Below are 16759 nucleotides of genomic sequence, written 5' to 3' on the forward strand. Positions count from 1 at the left end.
CATGCCTTTGCTCTTCTCGTACGGCACCCTGCAGGATCCCGCGGTGCAGCGGGCGAACTTCGGAAGGGAGCTGGAAGGCCGGGCGGACGCGCTCACCGGATACGCACGTCAGGAGGCGGAGACACCCGGCGTCGTGGAGACCGACGTCGACGCGGACGAGGTCCCCGGCACGGTGTTCGACCTGACCGAGGACGAGTTGGCCGCGACCGACAAGCGGCACGCGGGCGTCCAGCACCGGATCCTGCTCTCCCTCGCGTCCGGTGTCCGCGCCTGGGTCTACGTGAGCTGATCGTCCCGATCTTCCCCGGGCGGGGCGGGTGCGCGAGCTGTCAAAGAGCGCACAAGCCCCGCCCGGCCGTCGTGAGGTTCGGGAAACCCCGGAAGCATGACGGGGTGACGACCCGGTAACCGCCGGTTTCTAGCGTGGTCTGACGACGACTACGCGAAGGGACCGCCTGTGGCCGCCGATGTCACCGCTGTGCGAACCGTGTGCGGGTACTGCGGCGTGGGCTGCGGGATCGTCTTCGACATCCAGGGCCGCAAGGCGTCCGGAGACCGGGACCATCCCGCCAACCGCGGCCGCCTCTGCACGAAGGGCGCCACCACCGGCGACCTGCTCGCCGCCCCGGGCCGGGCGACGACCGCGCTGACCCGCACCGAGCGCGGCGCCGCCCTGCAGCCGTCCGGCGTCGACGAGGCGATCACCGAGACCGCGCGGCGGCTGCGGGCGATCATCGACGAGCACGGGCCGGACTCGTTCGCCATGTACGTCTCCGGCCAGATGACGCTGGAGGCCCAGTACCTCGCGAACAAGCTGGTCAAGGGCTTCATCGGGACGAACAACATCGAGTCGAACTCGCGGCTCTGCATGGCCAGCGCGGGCACCGGGTACAAGCTCTCGCTCGGCGCCGACGGGCCGCCCGGGTCGTACGACGACCTGGACCACGCCGACGTCTTCCTGGTGATCGGCGCGAACATGGCCGACTGCCACCCGATCCTCTTCCTGCGGATGATGGACCGGGTCAAGGCCGGCGCCAAGCTGATCGTGGTGGACCCGCGCCGGACCGCCACCGCCGAGAAGGCCGACCTCTTCCTGCAGATCCGGCCGGGCGCCGACCTCGCGCTGCTCAACGGGCTGCTGCACCTGGTGGAGAAGGACAAGGACTTCATCGAGGCGTACACCGACGGCTGGGACGCGATGCCGGACCTGCTCGCGGACTATCCGCCGGAGCGGGTCGCCGAGCTGACCGGGCTCGACGAACGGGACGTCCGGACCGCCGCCGAGTGGATCGACGGCGCCGCGAACTGGGTCACCCTCTGGACCATGGGCCTCAACCAGAGCACCCACGGCACCTGGAACACCAACGCGATCTGCAACCTCCACCTCGCCACCGGCGCGATCTGCCGGACCGGGAGCGGACCGTTCTCGCTCACCGGGCAGCCCAACGCGATGGGCGGGCGCGAGATGGGCTACATGGGCCCCGGCCTGCCCGGACAACGATCGGTGCTGGTGCCGGCGGACCGCGAACTCACCGAGGGGATCTGGGGGGTGCCGGCCGGGACGCTGCGTACCGAGGTCGGCAGGGGCACGATCGAGATGTTCGAGCGGATGACGGCCGGCACGATCAAGGCCTGCTGGATCGTCTGCACCAACCCGGTCGCCTCGGTCGGCAACCGGAAGACGGTGATCGCCGGTCTCGAGGCCGCCGAACTGGTCGTCACCCAGGACGCCTACGCGGAGACCGAGACGAACGCGTACGCGGACATCGTGCTGCCGGCCGCGATGTGGGCGGAGACCGACGGCATCATGATCAACTCGGAGCGCTCGCTGACCCGGACACGACCGGTCGCCTCCGCTCCCGGCGGGTCGCTCCCCGACTGGCAGCTCATCGCCCGGGTCGCCGCCGAGATGGGTTTCGCTTCCCATTTCGCGTACGAGTCAGCCGAGCAGATCCTCGACGAGATCAAACTGTTCACCAACCCGATGACCGGTTACGACCTGCGCGGCGTCACCTACGAGCGGCTCGCCGACGGCCCGGTCCAGTGGCCCGCCGCGCCGGGCGGGCCGTCCCGCAACCCGATCCGGTACCGCACCGCGGAGGGCGGACTGCGGTTCGCCACCCCGAACGGCCGCGCGGTCTTCCACGCCCGCCCCCACCTCGACCCGGCCGAGATGCCCGACGACGACTTCCCGTTCACGCTGAACACCGGCCGTCTCCAGCACCAGTGGCACACGATGACCAAGACCGGACGGGTGGAGAAGCTCAACCGGCTCAACCCGAACCCGTTCGTCGAGATCAACCCGGCCGACGCGCGGTTCCTCGGTATCGCCGAGGGCGACCAGGTGGAGATCGCCTCACGGCGGGGGCGGGCGGTGCTGCCCGCGGTGCTCACCGACCGGGTGATGCCGGGCGGCTGCTTCGCCCCGTTCCACTGGAACGACCTTTTCGGCGAGTACGTCAGCGTCAACGCGGTGACCAGCGACGCCGTCGACCCGCTCTCCTTCCAGCCGGAGCTGAAGGTCTGCGCGGTCTCGCTGACCAGGGTCGCCACCGTGGCCACCGCGCCCGTCGAGTCCCCCGTCTCGTCGATCCACGGCATGCTCGGACTCGACCCGGCACCGCCGGAACTCAGCGACGGGCAGCGCCGCTACCTGGCCGGCTTCCTCGCCGGACTGCCGCCGGTACGCCCGGACGCCCCGGTGCTGCCGGGCAACGCGCCGTTCGATCCGGCCACGGCCATGTGGGTCAACGGATTGCTGGCGGGGGTGTTCTCGCCCGTACCGGAGAAGGCTCTGGAAAAGACGGCGGAGGCGAGCGGTCCGCGGCTGCAGATCCTCTGGGCGTCGCAGACCGGGAACGCCGAGGACTTCGCGCGCGGGCTGGGCGAACGGCTCGCGGCGACCGGGCGGGGGGTGACGATCCGCGGCATGGACGGGACCGCGGCCGACCTGCTCGATCCCGGCGCCGACCTGCTGATCGTGACCAGCACGTTCGGCGACGGCGACGCACCCGACAACGGCACCGCGTTCTGGCAGTCGATCGCCGGCGACGCGGCGCCCCGCCTGGACGGCCGCCGGTACGCGGTGCTCGCCTTCGGCGACTCGAACTACGACGACTTCTGCGGACACGGCCGTCGCCTCGACGAGCGGCTCGCCGAGCTGGGCGCGGTTCGGATGGCACCGCGCGCCGACTGCGAGCCGGACTTCGAGGACACCGCCGCCGGCTGGTTGGAATCGGTCGTCTCGGCGCTCTCGTCGTCGTTCGTGGAGAAGCCCGCGCCCACCCGCGCCGCGCCGCTGACCTCCGCCCTGGTCGGGAACCGCCTGCTCAGCGGGCCCGGCTCGGCCAAGGAGGTGCGCCGCTTCACCTTCGACACCGGCGGCCTGCTGGAGTACTCCGCCGGCGACGCGCTCGGCGTCTGGCCGGTCAACTGCCCCGACCTGGTGACCGAGTGGCTGACCGCGACCGGTCTCCCGTTCGACTCCCTCGTCGAGCTCGACCGGATCGGCCCGGTGCCGCTCGGCGAGGCGCTCTCCCGCCACCTGGACATCACCCGCATCACCACCGACCTGCTCCGTTTCGTCGCCGACCGCGGCGGGGACACCCAGCTCAAGACCCTGATGCGCCCGGACAACAAGGGCGAGCTGGCCAAGTGGTCGTGGGGGCGGCAGGCCGTCGACCTGATCGCCGAACAGGGCGTGCGCGCCGGCGCCCAGGAGTGGGCCGGCGTGCTGAAGCGTCTCCAGCCACGGCTGTATTCGATCAGCTCGACGCCGCTGGTGGACCCGTCGCTGGTCAGCCTGACCGTCTCGGTGGTCCGCTTCGACAGCCGCTCCGGGCGTGCCCGCAAGGGCGTCTGCTCCACCCACCTGGCCGACGCCGTCCTGGACGGCGAGGTGCCGCTCTTCGTGCAGCGGACGCCGCACTTCCGCCCGCCCGCCGACCCGGCCACCCCAATGATCATGATCGGTCCGGGAACCGGGGTCGCGCCGTTCCTCGGCTTCCTCCAGGAACGCCAGGCCACCGGCGCCTCCGGTGCGAACTGGCTCTTCTTCGGCGAACAGCGGCGCGCGACCGACTTCTACTACGCGCAGGAGCTGGCGTCGCTCTCCGCGTCCGGCACCCTGACCCGTCTCGACCTGGCGTTCTCCCGCGACCAGCGGGCCAAGGTGTACGTCCAGGACCGGATGCGCGAACAGGGCGCCCAGCTCTGGTCGTGGCTGAAGGACGGCGCCCACCTCTACGTCTGCGGCGACGCCAGCCGGATGGCCAAGGACGTCGACCGGGCGCTGCACGAGATCGCGGTCAACCACGGCCGCCTCTCGCCGGAGGCGGCCACGGCGTACCTGAAACAGCTGACCTCGGACAAGCGCTACGTCCGCGACGTCTACTGACCCGGTGTCACCAGCACTCCCGCACTGATCAGAATCAGCAGCATCGCCAGCACGGCGGCAAGGGCGACAGAGAAACGGCGAATCTTTCCGGTACGGCCACGCCCGGGCAGCAGCGCCGCGATCAGGGCGGCGACCAGGCCGGCTATGGCCAGGGGCGCCAGGACCACCGCGTTCTCGAAGCGCAGCGGAAGGATGTCCGAGGCGTCGTAGAGCGAGAGGATCAGCGCGGGCACACCGAACATCACGCCACCGACGGCGGCGACCATGTTGAACGTCTCCTGCGCCTTGGCCTCCCGGGTGACCGCGATCGTCGAGGCGGCGTTGAGCAGGCTGTGCAGAAGCGGCGCCTCGGCACAGGCCTCGGTCTCCATCCCGTGGCACTGCCGGATGCCGGCGTCCAGAATCGGAAACCACGGCGCCCGGGCCGCGCGGCGCGCACCCGGCCGCTTCGGCAGCGCCGTGTCCTGCAGCCGCCGCTGGGCGTGGTACGCGGCCGGGTTCGTGACCCAGACGCTCATGCCGCCCCGGACGGCTTCCCGGGCCTCGTCGGCGGCCCGGCCGACCAGACTGGACAGTTCGACCACGTCGGCGAGGATGCTCTCCAGCCGGTGGGTGCTGCCGCGCAGGTTGCTGCCGAGCAGGTGTTCCAGGCCGTACCGGAAGACTCGCAGCTCCCGGATCCGGTTGCGGGCGCTCTCCGCATGCGCCTTCGCGATCTCGGTGGCCAGTCCCTCCGGGTCCGGCCAGCCGCCGTACGGCACCGCTCGCACCGCCGTCTCGAGAAGGTCGACGAGGCGATCGTCCGCCAGCTCCACTCGCCAGTTCGTCGCGGTGGGCCCGGCCGGGCTGTCCCCGACATCGGTGATCCAGAGCCCGCGGACCACCACCATCAGCGTCGTCCGCAGGTCGTCGTGCACCACCACCCGGGTGCTCCCCACCACGACGAGCCGCTCCGCACCGGCATTCAGCACCGCCAGCAACGGCACGATCCGCACCGCGGCCAGTGCCGGCACCGCCATGTCATACAGCGCCGGCACCCGCCCGGCCCGCTCCGGCGGCACGACGTCAACCGTGACACTGAGCGGCGCCGCCGCCCGCCGCCGCCGAGACCGCGAACTCATGCTGATGAATGCCATACCCGCAGGGTAGAACCTCCCGTCAGCACGCCGATCCGCAGAGTAACCCCACGCACGGAGATCGCCGGGTCCGCCGACCGCCAGCCAGGAAGATCCACGTCCCGCCGTCGCCGGTCGCATCGTGCGCGCGCCGATCGCAGGAACGGGTGTTGCCGGTACCCGGAAACGCTTGACCGCGCGGCCTTGCGCTATAGGGGCCCCAGAAGACTCGGACAGTGATCGCGGGCTTCTGCTGGCAGGCCACTCCGCTCAGCCGGCGATTCTGATCGGAGTGGTGCGGCGTGGGGGGAGTGCCGGGATGGCGTGGCGATAGTGGCGGATCCGGCGGGACAGCTCGTCGGGTGGGAGGGCGGCCAGTTCCAGGGCCTGGTCCACAGTGGGAAGTGCGGTCCAGCCGGCCTGACCCGTCACGTAGATGGAGAGGTTGCTGCGGCTCCAGATGCCCGGGTGGCCGAGGCTGTCGCGTTTGCGGCGGAAGGACGCGCCGATCGTCGCGGTGAGGCCTCGGGTGGCGTCGAGGCGGATCTCGGCGCCGTCGCGGCTGATGCCGGTGTCCCAGCCCAGGTCGCGGAGGCGGTCGCGGAAGTCGAGCAGCTCGGTGGGCAGGTTGCGGGTCACCGCGATGGGGAGGGTGGAGCGGAGGCGTTCGGCATATCCGGGCAGCTCGAACGCGGGCTGCGCGGCCATGGTCAGGGCGTCGGCGAGGCCGGGCAGCGGGGTCCAGCCGGCCTGACCGGCGATCCGGAAACGCACCCGCAGACGGCCGGCACGACTCGGGTCGCCGGGCGGCAGGACGAGGCGGATAGTCGCGGTCTGGCCGAGGGTGGCGTTCAGCCGCAGTTCGCCGCCGGGGTCCTGGCCGATGGTCGCCGTCCAGCCCAGCTCCCGCACCCGATCCCGAAAGTCGATCAACTCGACCGGCAACGGGACCGGCGCGGACACCGACCCGGCAACGGCCGGGACAGCGGCAACGGCAGGCGTGGGGCGAGGGGGAACGGCGCGTGCGGGCGTGGCGGCGGGGGCAGGCACGGCGGCAACGCGAGTGGACGCGGGGGCGGCAGGGGCAGACGCGGTGGCAGCGGGGGTGAGGAGAGTGGAGTACTCGTAGAGGTGGGTCTGGCGCAGGTGGGACCGGGCGGCCTCTCTCGCCGTCATCACGTGGCGGTTGCGCCAGTGTTCGATGCGGTAGCGGAGGCGGCGGGTGTGGATGCCCTGCTCGAGCCAGCGCTGGCGGATGCGGACCAGGAGGCGGAAGCGGGTGGTGCGGTCGTCGTCGCCGGGTGGGATGTGGGTCAGGTCCGTGTCGGTGATGCCGGCCAGGGGCCAGAGCGGGATGCCGAGGATGCCGGTGGCGATCTCGGCGAGGTCGCTGAGGGCGCGTTCCCAGCGGTCGAGCAGGAGAGGATGGGTGAGCTCCGGCTCCTCCGGGGACCAGCGCACGTCCTCGTCGACGACCTGCAGGAACATTGCGTCGGAGAGGGCGGCCAGCTCGCGGACCCGGGCGGACGGGCGGGGGACGCTCTCGACGTCGTGGCGCAGCGCCCAGCGGGCCAGCTCGGGTGGGCGCTGCGGGAGGCGGTCGAGCAGGTCGGGGGTGTGGCCGGCGGTGGCGAGCTCCGCGGAGAGGAGCAGCGCGAAGTCGGCACGGTAGCGGCGGATCAGCTCCTCGGTCGCGCGGCGGGTCGCCGGGTCGGCGTGGCCGGGGTCGGCCAGCACCTCGCGGCGTCGGCGTTTGACCAGGTCGCGGGCGGCGAAGAGGCGGGCCCGGACGGCGGCGAGGGCGGCGCGGTCGCCGTCGGCGTCGGGGCGGTCGGGGTCGGCGCAGAAGACGGCGACCTGAAGCTCGGACTCGGCGGCGAGCAGGGCGTCACGCCAGTCCTCCACCCAGCGGGGTGAGCGCAGCGCCTGCCGCACCGGACCGGAGACCTGACCGGTGGCCTCGGCGACGACCAGGCCGCAGAGCGCCGCGAAGTCGCCGTTCAACAGATCGCTGACCTGCTGCTGATCCATGCTCGTCAACCCCCGTCGTCGCGCCGGCTCTACTGTGGCGGACGCTACCGCTGGGGTACGACAAGAATTCGTGGACCGCTTGGGGTCGTACGGTAAAAAAGCCGGGGTGACCGGAGAACGGCCACCCCGGCGGAAGCTGTTACTTCGTGACCTTGACGGCGTCGGTCGCGGAGGCGCTCACCTTGGTGGCGGTTCCGGCGTAAACGGCCTTCCAGGTGCCGGTCTTGGTGGCGGTGAACTTCTTGGTGTAGACACCCTTGCTGCTGGTGGTCGCGGTGCCCTTGAGCGTCCAGGTCTTCGAGCCGCTGGCCTGGAAGTAGATCTTCACGCTGGCGCCGGAGAGCACCTTGCCGTCGATCTTCAGGGTGCCCTTGGCGGTGAGCTTCTTGCCCTTCTTCACCGGCTCGGGGCTGGCGTTCAGGCTCAGCGTCGACGGGCGCTTGACCGTGATCGTCTTGGTGACGATGTTGGTCATCTCGAAGTCGTCGTCGGTGGTCGCGGTGGTGGGTACCAGCACGCCGTAGACGAGCGCCTCGAACTTGCCGGCGCCGGACTTGCCGCAGATCTTCGTCGTTCCCTTGTAGGTGGCGGTCGAGCCGACCTGGGCGAACTCGACGCTGGCGACCGTGTCGTCGTCGTCACCGGCGCCGGGCGCGTAGACGTCGACGCCCACCCCGGTGTAGGCGTATCCGTCGGTCGGCAGGACATCGCTCAGCGTCGCGCTGAAGGCGACGCTGGCGCACTTCGCCGTGCCAAGGGTCAGCGAGCTCGGGCTGACCGAGACCGACTTGACGGTGATCGTGGAGGTGGTGACGGCCTGAGCGGGCGAGCCGACCAGGATCCCGGCGGCGGGCGCCGCGACCAGGAGGGCGGCGAGAACGCGATTGCGCACGGAAAGCATGGCTCGGAGCCTAGAACGGGACCGTTTCGACGTCACCGACCGAATGGGCAGAGTTCGATCATGAACATCGGCAGCGGTGGGCGGTGACCCGGGCCCGGCGGGGCAGCCGCACACCCTCCATCGTGCGGAGGGCGGCCGGGCCGCGATACCGGAGCCGCGAAGCGATCACGACGGGATCCGCCTCCGCCACAGCCCCGGTCTCGAACGACGGCACGGGCTCGGTCTCGAACGACGGCGCGGGCTCGAGTGAAGGCGCGGGCGAGGGCTCGACATCGAGTGAAGGCGCGGGCGAGGGCTCGACATCGAGTGGAGGCTTGGCGGTCGCGAGGGCTCCGGCGGCCGTGAGGTTGGCGACCGCGAAGAGCGCGCCCACCGCCGCGAGGGCCGGCTGGCCGGCCGCCGAGACCGCCGCGAGCACGCCGATCGCCACCGCGGTCGCCACGGCGGACGCGACGCCGACCGGGCGCGCACTGGCCGCGCTGCGGGCGACGAAGAGGACCGAGCTCACCCCACAGGCCACCCCGAGCACGCCGGCGATCACCCAGACGCCGACCAGCGGGCCGAGCCGGGACCAGGTGCCGAGCTCATCGCCGAAGAGGAACATCAGGAAGGGCGCGCCGATCAGCGCCACCATCAGGAAGACCACCGCGTCGACGGTGAGCACGATCGACGCGGCCGTCACCGCGTCCATCCGCCGCCTGGGGCGGTCGGCCACCATCGAATCCATGTCCGTCACCACGATCGGCCTCCCCCGGATCACCCTGTGTCGATCTTGGTGCACCCTATCGTGCGACCGCCACCCCAACCCCTTTTTCCCACGTACGGATTCATGAGCATTATTGTTCTGTTACAACGGATTCCTTGACTCAAGATGCAATGAGCAACGGAATCAGTGGGAAATATTGCGTTTTCCCTAGCCTTCGGGCGACCGAGCGGGCATCATACGTCCGGACCGCACGGAGGGACGCCACATGACCACGGATCACCAGTTCCGCTCAAAGGTCACGCTGGCACCACTCGTCGCGCTCATCTTCTTCAGCGTCTCCGGGGGCGCGTACGGGCTGGAACCGCTGCTCAGCTCCTCCGGACCGGGCATCGCGATGATCCTGTTGCTGGTGACACCCCTGGTCTACAGCCTGCCGGTCGCCCTCTTCACCGCCGAGCTCTCCACCGCGCTGCCCCAGGAGGGCGGCGTCTACCAGTGGGTCAAGCAGGGGCTCGGGTCGTTCTGGGGATTCCAGGAGGGCGCGCTCTTCTGGATCACCAGTTGGGTCGACATGGCCGTCTACCCGGTGATGTTCGCCGACTACCTCGCCCGGCTCTTCGGTGCCGCGGAGGACGGCGCGACACCACTGTTCGACCTCGGCCCGATCCACCTGGACCTGCACTGGCTGCTCGGCGTCCTCTGCGTGGTCCTGCCGCTCACCCTGCTCAACATCCGGGGCGCGCGGGCCGTCGGGGACAGCGCGCTCTTCTTCATCGTGGTGGCGGTGGTGCCGTTCGCGATCCTGGCGGCGTGGGGCATCCCGCAGCTCTTCAGCCACCACATCAACCCGGTCACCCCGCTGAGCGCCCCGGACACCTCGGTGTGGGGGTCGTTCGCGGCGGGGCTCTGGATCGTCATGTGGAACTACTGCGGCTTCGACAGCATCTCCACGGTCGCCGAGGAGATCCACAACCCGCGGAAGACGATCCCCCGGGCACTCTTCATCTCGATCGGGCTGATAGTCCTCGCGTACGTGATCCCGGTCCTCGGCGCGCTGGCCGCCGGCGGCTGGGAGAGCTGGGACGACGGGTCGTTCGTCGACGTCGGGCAGGCGCTCGGCGGCTCCTGGCTGGGCTGGCTGATCACCATCGGCGGGATGGCCTCGGCGATCGGCTTCTACTCCTCGCTGCTGATGTCGAACTCCCGTATCCCGTTCATCCTCGCCGAGGACGGCTGGGTGCCTCGGGTCCTGGTTCGCCGGCACCGCCGCTGGGGTACGCCGGTCGTCTCGATCGTGCTCTGCTCGGTGATCTACGCGATCTTCTCGATGAGCAGCTTCCAGAACCTCGTCGTGGTCGACGTCTTCCTCACCAACATCACGCTGCTGCTGGAGCTGGCGGCCCTGATCGCACTGCGCCGCAAGGCCCCCGGCCTGCCCCGGCCGTTCCGGATCCCGGGTGGCTGGGCGGGCATCACGCTGATGTCGGTACCGCTGGTCGCGGTGATCCTCTTCGCCACCGTGGAGCAGTTCCGCGACGAGGGGATGACCGCGGTGTGGTGGACCGTGGGGACGGTGGGGCTCGCGCTGGCGGCGTACCCGCTGGCGAAACGGCACCGGGAAACTTCTCTGATCGCGCGGTAAACCTCGGGGTGGGCGCCGGCGTGTAAGCCGTGTGACCTTCCGAAGCGAACCGACGGACACCACCGACGCCGGCTTCACCGCCTTCGTCGCGGCCGGCTGGAGCCGCTACCTGTGGACGGCGCGCCTGCTCACCGGCGACCGGCAACACGGCGAGGAGCTCCTGCAGGAGAGCCTCGTCAAGCTCTACACCCGCTGGAAGCGCGTGGCGCGCAACGGCGACCCCCACGCGTACCTGCGGCGCATGCTGGTCAACGGCAACGTCAGCCGCTGGCGCCGCTGGCGTCGCGAGGAGCCGGTCGCCGAGGCGCCGGACCGCCAGGACGGCCGGGCCGTGCCGGTCGAACCGAACGACGCCCTCCAGCGCGCCGTGCTCCGGCTGCCCCGGCAGCAGCGTGCCGTGATCGTGCTGCGCTACTTCGAAGACCTGTCGGAGAAGGACGCGGCGGCCGTCATGGGCTGCTCGGTCGGCGCCCTCAAATCCACCCACTCCCGCGCCCTCGCCAAGTTGCGCGCGGAGTCGTCCCTGCTCACCGCGTACTGAGAAAGGCACTTCCGTGACTGACCTCAAGACCTCCCTGCACGACTGGGCGGCCCGTTCCGACGCCGGCGCTCCCCCGGTGGACGCGCTGATCAAGGCGGGCACCCGGCGCCGCGCCCGCAACCGCGCGGCCGGAGCCGGTGTCGCCGCGCTGGCCCTGGCCGGCGTCGTCGGGGTCGCCCTCGCCCCCGGCGCGTCCACCGGTTCCCCCTCCACCACCACCGCCGCCGCTCCCGCTCCCGCCACGCCCGCGATGGAGCTGGCGGCCGCGGCGACCTCGACCGCGGATTCCACCTATGCGTTCACCATCGACGCCACGCTCACCCTGGCCGACTGGCAGATCGACCACGTCACCACCACCTGCAAGGGCGCGGTCGACCCGGGGCAGAAGACCGGTGTGATCAAGAGCGGTCACGTCGAGGCACGCCTGGTCTCCGGCGAGCACTACATCAGCAAGGACACCGTGCACTGGGTGGACCGGGGCCGGGGCACGGTCGCCGACTTCATGCTCTGCGGTGACGACAACGTCCCGTCGGTGACCGCCTCCGACCCGTCCTCGATCCTGCAGTCCCTGAAGAAGGCCGGCACGGTCACCAAGACCGCCGGCGGTTACACCTTCACCGCCGACAACGTGACCGGAACCGTCCAGGTCGCCGACGGCAAGATCACCGAGTTCGCCTACCAGGTCGACCAGAAGAAGTCCGCCGACTACCCGGCGTACTCCCGCGACGTGACGATGAAGCTTTCCGCGTACGGCGAGAAGGTCTCGGTCGCGAAGCCCCTCTGACCGATCCGTCCCGCCACGAGTCACGGGCAAACAGAACTGCGGGGCACCCCCCGGAGAGGGTGCCCCGCAGTTCGCTGCCCGTGTCTGGCGGTCGGACCCGCAGGTCAGACGTCGAAGCGGTCGAGGTTCATGACCTTGACCCAGGCGGCGACGAAGTCGGTGACGAACTTGGACTTGGCGTCGTCGCCGGCGTAGACCTCGGACTGGGCCCGGAGGATGGAGTTGGAGCCGAAGATGAGGTCGGCCCGGGTGCCGGTCCACTTCACCGTGCCGGTGGTGCGGTCGCGGCCCTCGAAGAGCTCGCCCTCCTCGGAGACCGGGGACCACGTGGTGCCGAAGTCGAGCAGGTTGACGAAGAAGTCGTTGGTCAGCACGCCCGGGGTGGCGGTGAAGACGCCGTGCGGGGTCTGCTTGGTGTTGGCGCCGAGCACGCGCAGGCCGCCGACCAGGACGGTCAGCTCGGGCGCGGTCAGGGTGAGCAGCTGGGCGCGGTCGACCAGCAGGGCCTCGGTCGGGCGGCGGTGGCCCTTGCCGAGGTGGTTGCGGAAGCCGTCGTGGGTCGGCTCCAGCACGGCGAACGACTCGACGTCGGTCTGCGCCTCGGTGGCGTCGGTGCGGCCGGGGGTGAACGGGACCTCGATCGTGACGCCGGCGTCCGCGGCGGCCTTCTCGACGGCGGCGGAACCGGCCAGCACGATCAGGTCGGCGAGGGAGATCTCCGCGCTGAGCTGGGTACGCAGGTTCTCCAGGGTGCCGAGGACCGTGGCGAGCCGGTCGGGGTCGTTCGCCTCCCAGCCGCTCTGCGGGGCGAGACGGATCCGGGCGCCGTTCGCGCCACCCCGCTTGTCGGTGCCGCGGAACGTCGAGGCGGACGCCCACGCGGTGGCGACCAGCTCGGAGACGGTCAGGCCGGAGGCGAGCACGGCGGCCTTGATCTCGGCGATCTCGGCCGGGCCGACCAGCGCGTGGTCGACGGCGGGGACCGGGTCCTGCCAGATCAGCGGCTCGGACGGGACCTCGGTGCCGAGGTAGCGGGCGATCGGGCCCATGTCACGGTGGGTCAGCTTGAACCAGGCCTTGGCGAAGGCGAGGCGGAACTCCTCCGGGTTCTCGTAGAACCGGCGGGAGATCGGGCCGTAGATCGGGTCGAGCCGCAGCGCCAGGTCGGAGGTGAGCATGACCGGCGGGTGGGTCTTCTCGGCGTCGTGCGCGTCCGGCACGGTGGTGAACGCGGACTTGTCGGTCGGCACCCACTGCTTGGCGCCGGCCGGACTCTCGCTCAGCTCCCACTCGTACTGGAAGAGGGTCTCGAAGAAGGAGTTGTCCCAGGTGATCGGGGTCGGCGTCCAGGCGCCCTCCAGACCACTGGTGATCGCGTCGCCGCCGACGCCGGTGCCGAAGCTGTTCTTCCAGCCCAGGCCCTGCTGCTCGATCGGCGCGCCCTCGGGCTCGGCGCCCACGTTCTCGGCCGGGCCGGCGCCGTGGGTCTTGCCGAAGGTGTGCCCGCCGGCGATGAGGGCGACGGTCTCCTCGTCGTTCATCGCCATCCGGCCGAAGGTGTCCCGGATGTCACGGGCCGACGCCAGCGGGTCCGGGTTGCCGTTCGGGCCCTCCGGGTTGACGTAGATCAGGCCCATCTGCACCGCGCCGAGCGGGCTGGAGAGCTCGCGGTCGCCGCTGTAGCGCTCGTCACCCAGCCAGGTGTCCTCGTTGCCCCAGTTGATCTCCTCGGGCTCCCAGACGTCCTCACGGCCGCCGCCGAAGCCGAAGGTCTCGAAGCCCATCGACTCCAGGGAGACGTTGCCGGCCAGGATCATCAGGTCGGCCCAGGAGATCGCCTGGCCGTACTTCTTCTTGACCGGCCAGAGCAGCAGGCGGGCCTTGTCCAGGTTGCCGTTGTCCGGCCAGCTGTTCAACGGCGCGAACCGCTGCTCGCCGGTCGAGCCGCCGCCACGGCCGTCGAAGATCCGGTAGGTGCCGGCGCTGTGCCACGCCATGCGGATCATCAGCGGGCCGTAGTGGCCGTAGTCGGCGGGCCACCAGTCCTGCGAGGTGGTCAGCACCTCGGCGATGTCGGCCTTCACCGCGGCCAGGTCGAGGGCCTGGAACGCCGCGGCGTAGTCGAAGCCCTTGATCGGGTTGCCGGCCGGCGGGTTGTTGTGCAGGACGGTCAGGTCCAGCGCGTTCGGCCACCAGTCACGGTTCGCCCGGCCTCCGTGGGACGCGGAGCCGTGCGCGACCGGGCACTTGCCCTGTCGCGCCGCGTGTTCTTGTGCGGCGAGTTCGTCGGCCACGAAGTCCTCCAGAGGCTGGGTTCGGGATTGCGGAGCGCGGCGCAGAGTCTGTCGGCTTTTCTGGATCAAGTCAAGAAAACAACACCGCCTTTTGCGTACGCACGGAGCAGGATCGGGCGTACCGGAAAAGGCAGACGCCGAGCGGAAGAGATCCGCTCGGCGTCCGCATGCAGGAAGATCAGATCTTGCCGACGCCCGCGCCGGCCTTGACCAGGGCGGTCACCTCGGAGGCGGGCTCGAGGGTGACCGAGTACGGCGGGGTGGTGAACGTGCCGGTCTGGGTGATCACCGGCTCCTCGCCGCCGAAGTCGTTGCCGGAGATGACCGCGAAGCCGTCCTCGTCCGAGTCCTCGGTGGTCCAGACCGGAAGCTTGACGTCGACGAAGACGTTGTTCTGCACCAGGCACTCGGCGCCCATCAGGCAGTGGATGCCGCTGGTCGACGCGTTGGTGAAGAGGTTGTCGTAGATGTGCGCGGTGCCGAACCGGAGGCGCGGCAGGCGGGACGCGACGTTGTCGAACCAGTTGTGCGCGTAGGTGACCCGCAGGTGGCCGGTGTCCTCGTCGGCGTTGCTGTCGCTGTGGCCGACGAGCGAGCCCTTGAAATGGTCGTGCAGGTAGTTCCAGGAGACCGTGACGAAGTCCGTGGCGTGGGTCAGGTCGACCATGCCGTCGTAGAAGTCCTTGTCGTGGCTGGTGTCGTTGAAGAGCTCGTTGTGGTCGATCCAGATGTGGTCCGACTTCTGCGCGGCGATCAGGTCGGTCGGCGCCTGCGCGAACGAGATCTTCAGGTTGCGGATGATGACGTTGCTGGCCTTCTTGATGAAGAAGCCGGCGCCGGTCAGGCCCGCGTTGTCGCCGATGCCGACGATGGTCTTGTTGGAGGAGACCACGACCTGGTCGTCGCCGCTGCCGCTGATGATGCTGGAGATCTGCAGGATCTTGGCGTCGTCCGAGGCGGCCTCCTCGATCAGCTGGTCGAGCGAGGTGATCGTGACGGTCTCGCCGCCGGCTCCGCCGGTGGTGCCCTCGCCGAAGCCGATCGGGCTGCTCTCGAAGTCGCCGGTGCTCGCGGTCGACGTCGCGGTGGCGGTGGCGGTCGCGGTCGCAGTGGCCGTCGCCGTCGCCGTCTTGGTCGCCGTCGCGCTCGCCGTGGCCGTCGGGGATGACGTGGCCGTCGCGCTCGCTGAAGCCGTCGGCGAGGTGGTGGCCGTCGCGGTTCCGGTGCCCACCACGACGTCGTCGAACTCGGCCGTCGCGTCGTAGGTCTGCACGCCGATCCGGCCCTTGCTGAACGTGCTCGCGGTCGCCGACACCACCGGGGCGCCGTTGACGGAACCGGTCAGCGTGGTGCCGCTGACGGCCAGGCCCAGCGTGTAGGACTCACCGGCGGTGACGGTCAGCGCGGCGCTTCCGAGGACCGTCGAGGTGCCGGACTTGACCGATTCCAGCACGACCTTGTTCGCACCGGTCAGCGCCAGCCGGTAGAAGCTGGTCGCGCTGGTGGAGCGGGCCACGATGCCGGCGTAGCCGCCCGAGGCGACCGCGAGCGGCTCGACCCGGGCCTGGACCGTGTAGTCGGTCCAGTCGGTCAGGCCGGCGAACTGCCGGGCCAGCGTGGCGCCGGTCTTGGCCTGCTTGAGGACCTTGGTCTCGTCGTCGACGACCGACCAGGTGCCACCCGACTTGGTCCAGCCGGCGGTGTCACCGTCCTCGAAGTCATCGGAGAATCCGGCGGTGGAGGCGGAGTCGGCATCCGCGAAGGACACCCCCGCCACCGTTCCGAGACCGGCCACGACCACGGCCATTCCGGCGGCCAGGGCGACCTTCCGCTTCCGGTTCTTCGGTGTCGCGGCGCTTTCTTCGGCGCTGTTCATGGGGTTCCTTCCAGCAACGCTTGGGGGAGCGTTCACCTGCGGGGAAAAGCTTTCTCTCGTACGGTGGTGGCGCCGCCCGGCAAGATCCGTTGCTCCATCTCGGAGTGACCTGAGTCACATCAGGACCGCACAGGGTTCGCAAAGGGCGGAGCGAGACTTCCCGCGCACGCTTCCCCCAGGACCTAGTGAAGGGGGACCACATGCAGCGGGATATCGGGCGCCGTCGAGCCACTCTGGTGACCGGCGCCCTGGTCGTGGCGAGTGTGGCGGCCACGGTCGGCATCGGCGCCGCGGCGTACGCGTCCGACTCGTCGACGTCGTCGACCACGACCACGGCCTCGACCTCCACCGACTCCTCCTCGTCGTCCTCCTCCTCCTCGACCTCGTCGTCCTCGTCCTCGTCGTCCGACTCGCCCACCATCTCGAGCGGGAGCAGCGGCAGCGGCTCGCAGGCGACCTCGGGGGGATCCTGA

Annotated in this window: 12 protein-coding genes; 6 read left to right on the forward strand and 6 right to left on the reverse strand. The window is 70.4% G+C overall.

Annotation, left to right across the window (positions count from 1 at the left end):
• The first annotated feature begins 1 nt into the window (after position 1).
• Together AB0M08_RS00800 and AB0M08_RS00805 are read left to right on the forward strand one after the other, a co-directional pair.
• Complete coding sequence (locus AB0M08_RS00800) at positions 2–289, forward strand: gamma-glutamylcyclotransferase family protein (RefSeq protein WP_364486214.1); 288 nt, start codon at positions 2–4, stop codon at positions 287–289.
• Between the two features lie 168 nt (positions 290–457).
• Entirely contained in the window at positions 458–4396 is a 3939-nt protein-coding gene (locus AB0M08_RS00805) for a bifunctional nitrate reductase/sulfite reductase flavoprotein subunit alpha (RefSeq protein ID WP_364486217.1), read from the forward strand.
• On the opposite strand, the gene AB0M08_RS00810 is transcribed toward AB0M08_RS00805, so the two are convergent.
• From AB0M08_RS00810 to AB0M08_RS00825, 4 genes are all read right to left on the reverse strand, one after another.
• Complete coding sequence (locus tag AB0M08_RS00810) at positions 4390–5532, reverse strand: hypothetical protein (protein WP_364486219.1); 1143 nt, start codon at positions 5530–5532, stop codon at positions 4390–4392. The genes AB0M08_RS00805 and AB0M08_RS00810 overlap by 7 nt on opposite strands.
• Positions 5533–5781: 249 nt before the next feature.
• The gene (locus tag AB0M08_RS00815; protein ID WP_364486222.1) at positions 5782–7542 is read right to left on the reverse strand and encodes a hypothetical protein; all 1761 of its coding nucleotides are present in this window, start codon (positions 7540–7542) and stop codon (positions 5782–5784) included.
• Positions 7543–7681: 139 nt separating this feature from the next.
• Entirely contained in the window at positions 7682–8443 is a 762-nt protein-coding gene (locus tag AB0M08_RS00820; protein WP_364486224.1) for a hypothetical protein, read from the reverse strand.
• A 58-nt stretch (positions 8444–8501) separates the two neighbouring features.
• Positions 8502–9170, reverse strand: coding sequence for a hypothetical protein (locus AB0M08_RS00825; protein WP_364486226.1), 669 nt, complete (start codon positions 9168–9170; stop codon positions 8502–8504).
• Between the two features lie 244 nt (positions 9171–9414).
• Here AB0M08_RS00825 and AB0M08_RS00830 point away from each other — a divergent pair, with 244 nt between their 5' ends.
• Genes AB0M08_RS00830 through AB0M08_RS00840 form a run of 3 tightly spaced genes read left to right on the forward strand, consistent with a single transcriptional unit; the run spans position 9415 to position 12116 of the window.
• Positions 9415–10791 carry an APC family permease gene (locus tag AB0M08_RS00830; RefSeq protein WP_364486228.1) on the forward strand — a complete coding sequence of 459 codons (1377 nt, stop codon included), beginning with the start codon at positions 9415–9417 and terminating at the stop codon, positions 10789–10791.
• Between the two features lie 31 nt (positions 10792–10822).
• Positions 10823–11332 (forward strand): SigE family RNA polymerase sigma factor, encoded by a 510-nt coding sequence (locus AB0M08_RS00835; RefSeq protein WP_364486231.1) that lies wholly within the window; start codon positions 10823–10825, stop codon positions 11330–11332.
• A gap of 13 nt (positions 11333–11345) precedes the next feature.
• A complete protein-coding gene (locus AB0M08_RS00840) occupies positions 11346–12116 on the forward strand; it encodes a hypothetical protein (protein WP_364486234.1) in 771 nt (256 codons plus the stop codon).
• 104 nt (positions 12117–12220) lie between these two features.
• Here AB0M08_RS00840 and katG read toward each other — a convergent pair whose 3' ends face one another.
• Positions 12221–14410: a catalase/peroxidase HPI gene (gene katG, locus AB0M08_RS00845; protein ID WP_364486237.1), complete on the reverse strand. Its 2190-nt coding sequence runs from the start codon at positions 14408–14410 to the stop codon at positions 12221–12223.
• A 178-nt stretch (positions 14411–14588) separates the two neighbouring features.
• The gene (locus AB0M08_RS00850; protein WP_364486240.1) at positions 14589–16286 is read right to left on the reverse strand and encodes a polysaccharide lyase family 1 protein; all 1698 of its coding nucleotides are present in this window, start codon (positions 16284–16286) and stop codon (positions 14589–14591) included.
• Between the two features lie 200 nt (positions 16287–16486).
• On the opposite strand from AB0M08_RS00850, the gene AB0M08_RS00855 reads away from it, so the two are divergent.
• Entirely contained in the window at positions 16487–16759 is a 273-nt protein-coding gene (locus tag AB0M08_RS00855; protein ID WP_364486243.1) for a hypothetical protein, read from the forward strand.

Origin of the sequence: Actinoplanes sp. NPDC051851, from assembly GCF_040681165.1 — a bacterium.
Taxonomy (GTDB): domain Bacteria; phylum Actinomycetota; class Actinomycetes; order Mycobacteriales; family Micromonosporaceae; genus Actinoplanes.

What these genes read in the sequence shown, in the direction of transcription:
- AB0M08_RS00800 (WP_364486214.1), top strand. Translation starts at nt 2, where the DNA reads ATGCCTTTGCTCTTCTCGTACGGCACCCTGCAGGATCCCGCGGTGCAG.
- AB0M08_RS00810 (WP_364486219.1), bottom strand. Translation starts at nt 5,532, where the DNA reads ATGGCATTCATCAGCATGAGTTCGCGGTCTCGGCGGCGGCGGGCGGCG.
- AB0M08_RS00815 (WP_364486222.1), bottom strand. Translation starts at nt 7,542, where the DNA reads ATGGATCAGCAGCAGGTCAGCGATCTGTTGAACGGCGACTTCGCGGCG.
- AB0M08_RS00820 (WP_364486224.1), bottom strand. Translation starts at nt 8,443, where the DNA reads ATGCTTTCCGTGCGCAATCGCGTTCTCGCCGCCCTCCTGGTCGCGGCG.
- AB0M08_RS00825 (WP_364486226.1), bottom strand. Translation starts at nt 9,170, where the DNA reads ATGGATTCGATGGTGGCCGACCGCCCCAGGCGGCGGATGGACGCGGTG.
- AB0M08_RS00830 (WP_364486228.1), top strand. Translation starts at nt 9,415, where the DNA reads ATGACCACGGATCACCAGTTCCGCTCAAAGGTCACGCTGGCACCACTC.
- AB0M08_RS00850 (WP_364486240.1), bottom strand. Translation starts at nt 16,286, where the DNA reads ATGAACAGCGCCGAAGAAAGCGCCGCGACACCGAAGAACCGGAAGCGG.
- AB0M08_RS00855 (WP_364486243.1), top strand. Translation starts at nt 16,487, where the DNA reads ATGCAGCGGGATATCGGGCGCCGTCGAGCCACTCTGGTGACCGGCGCC.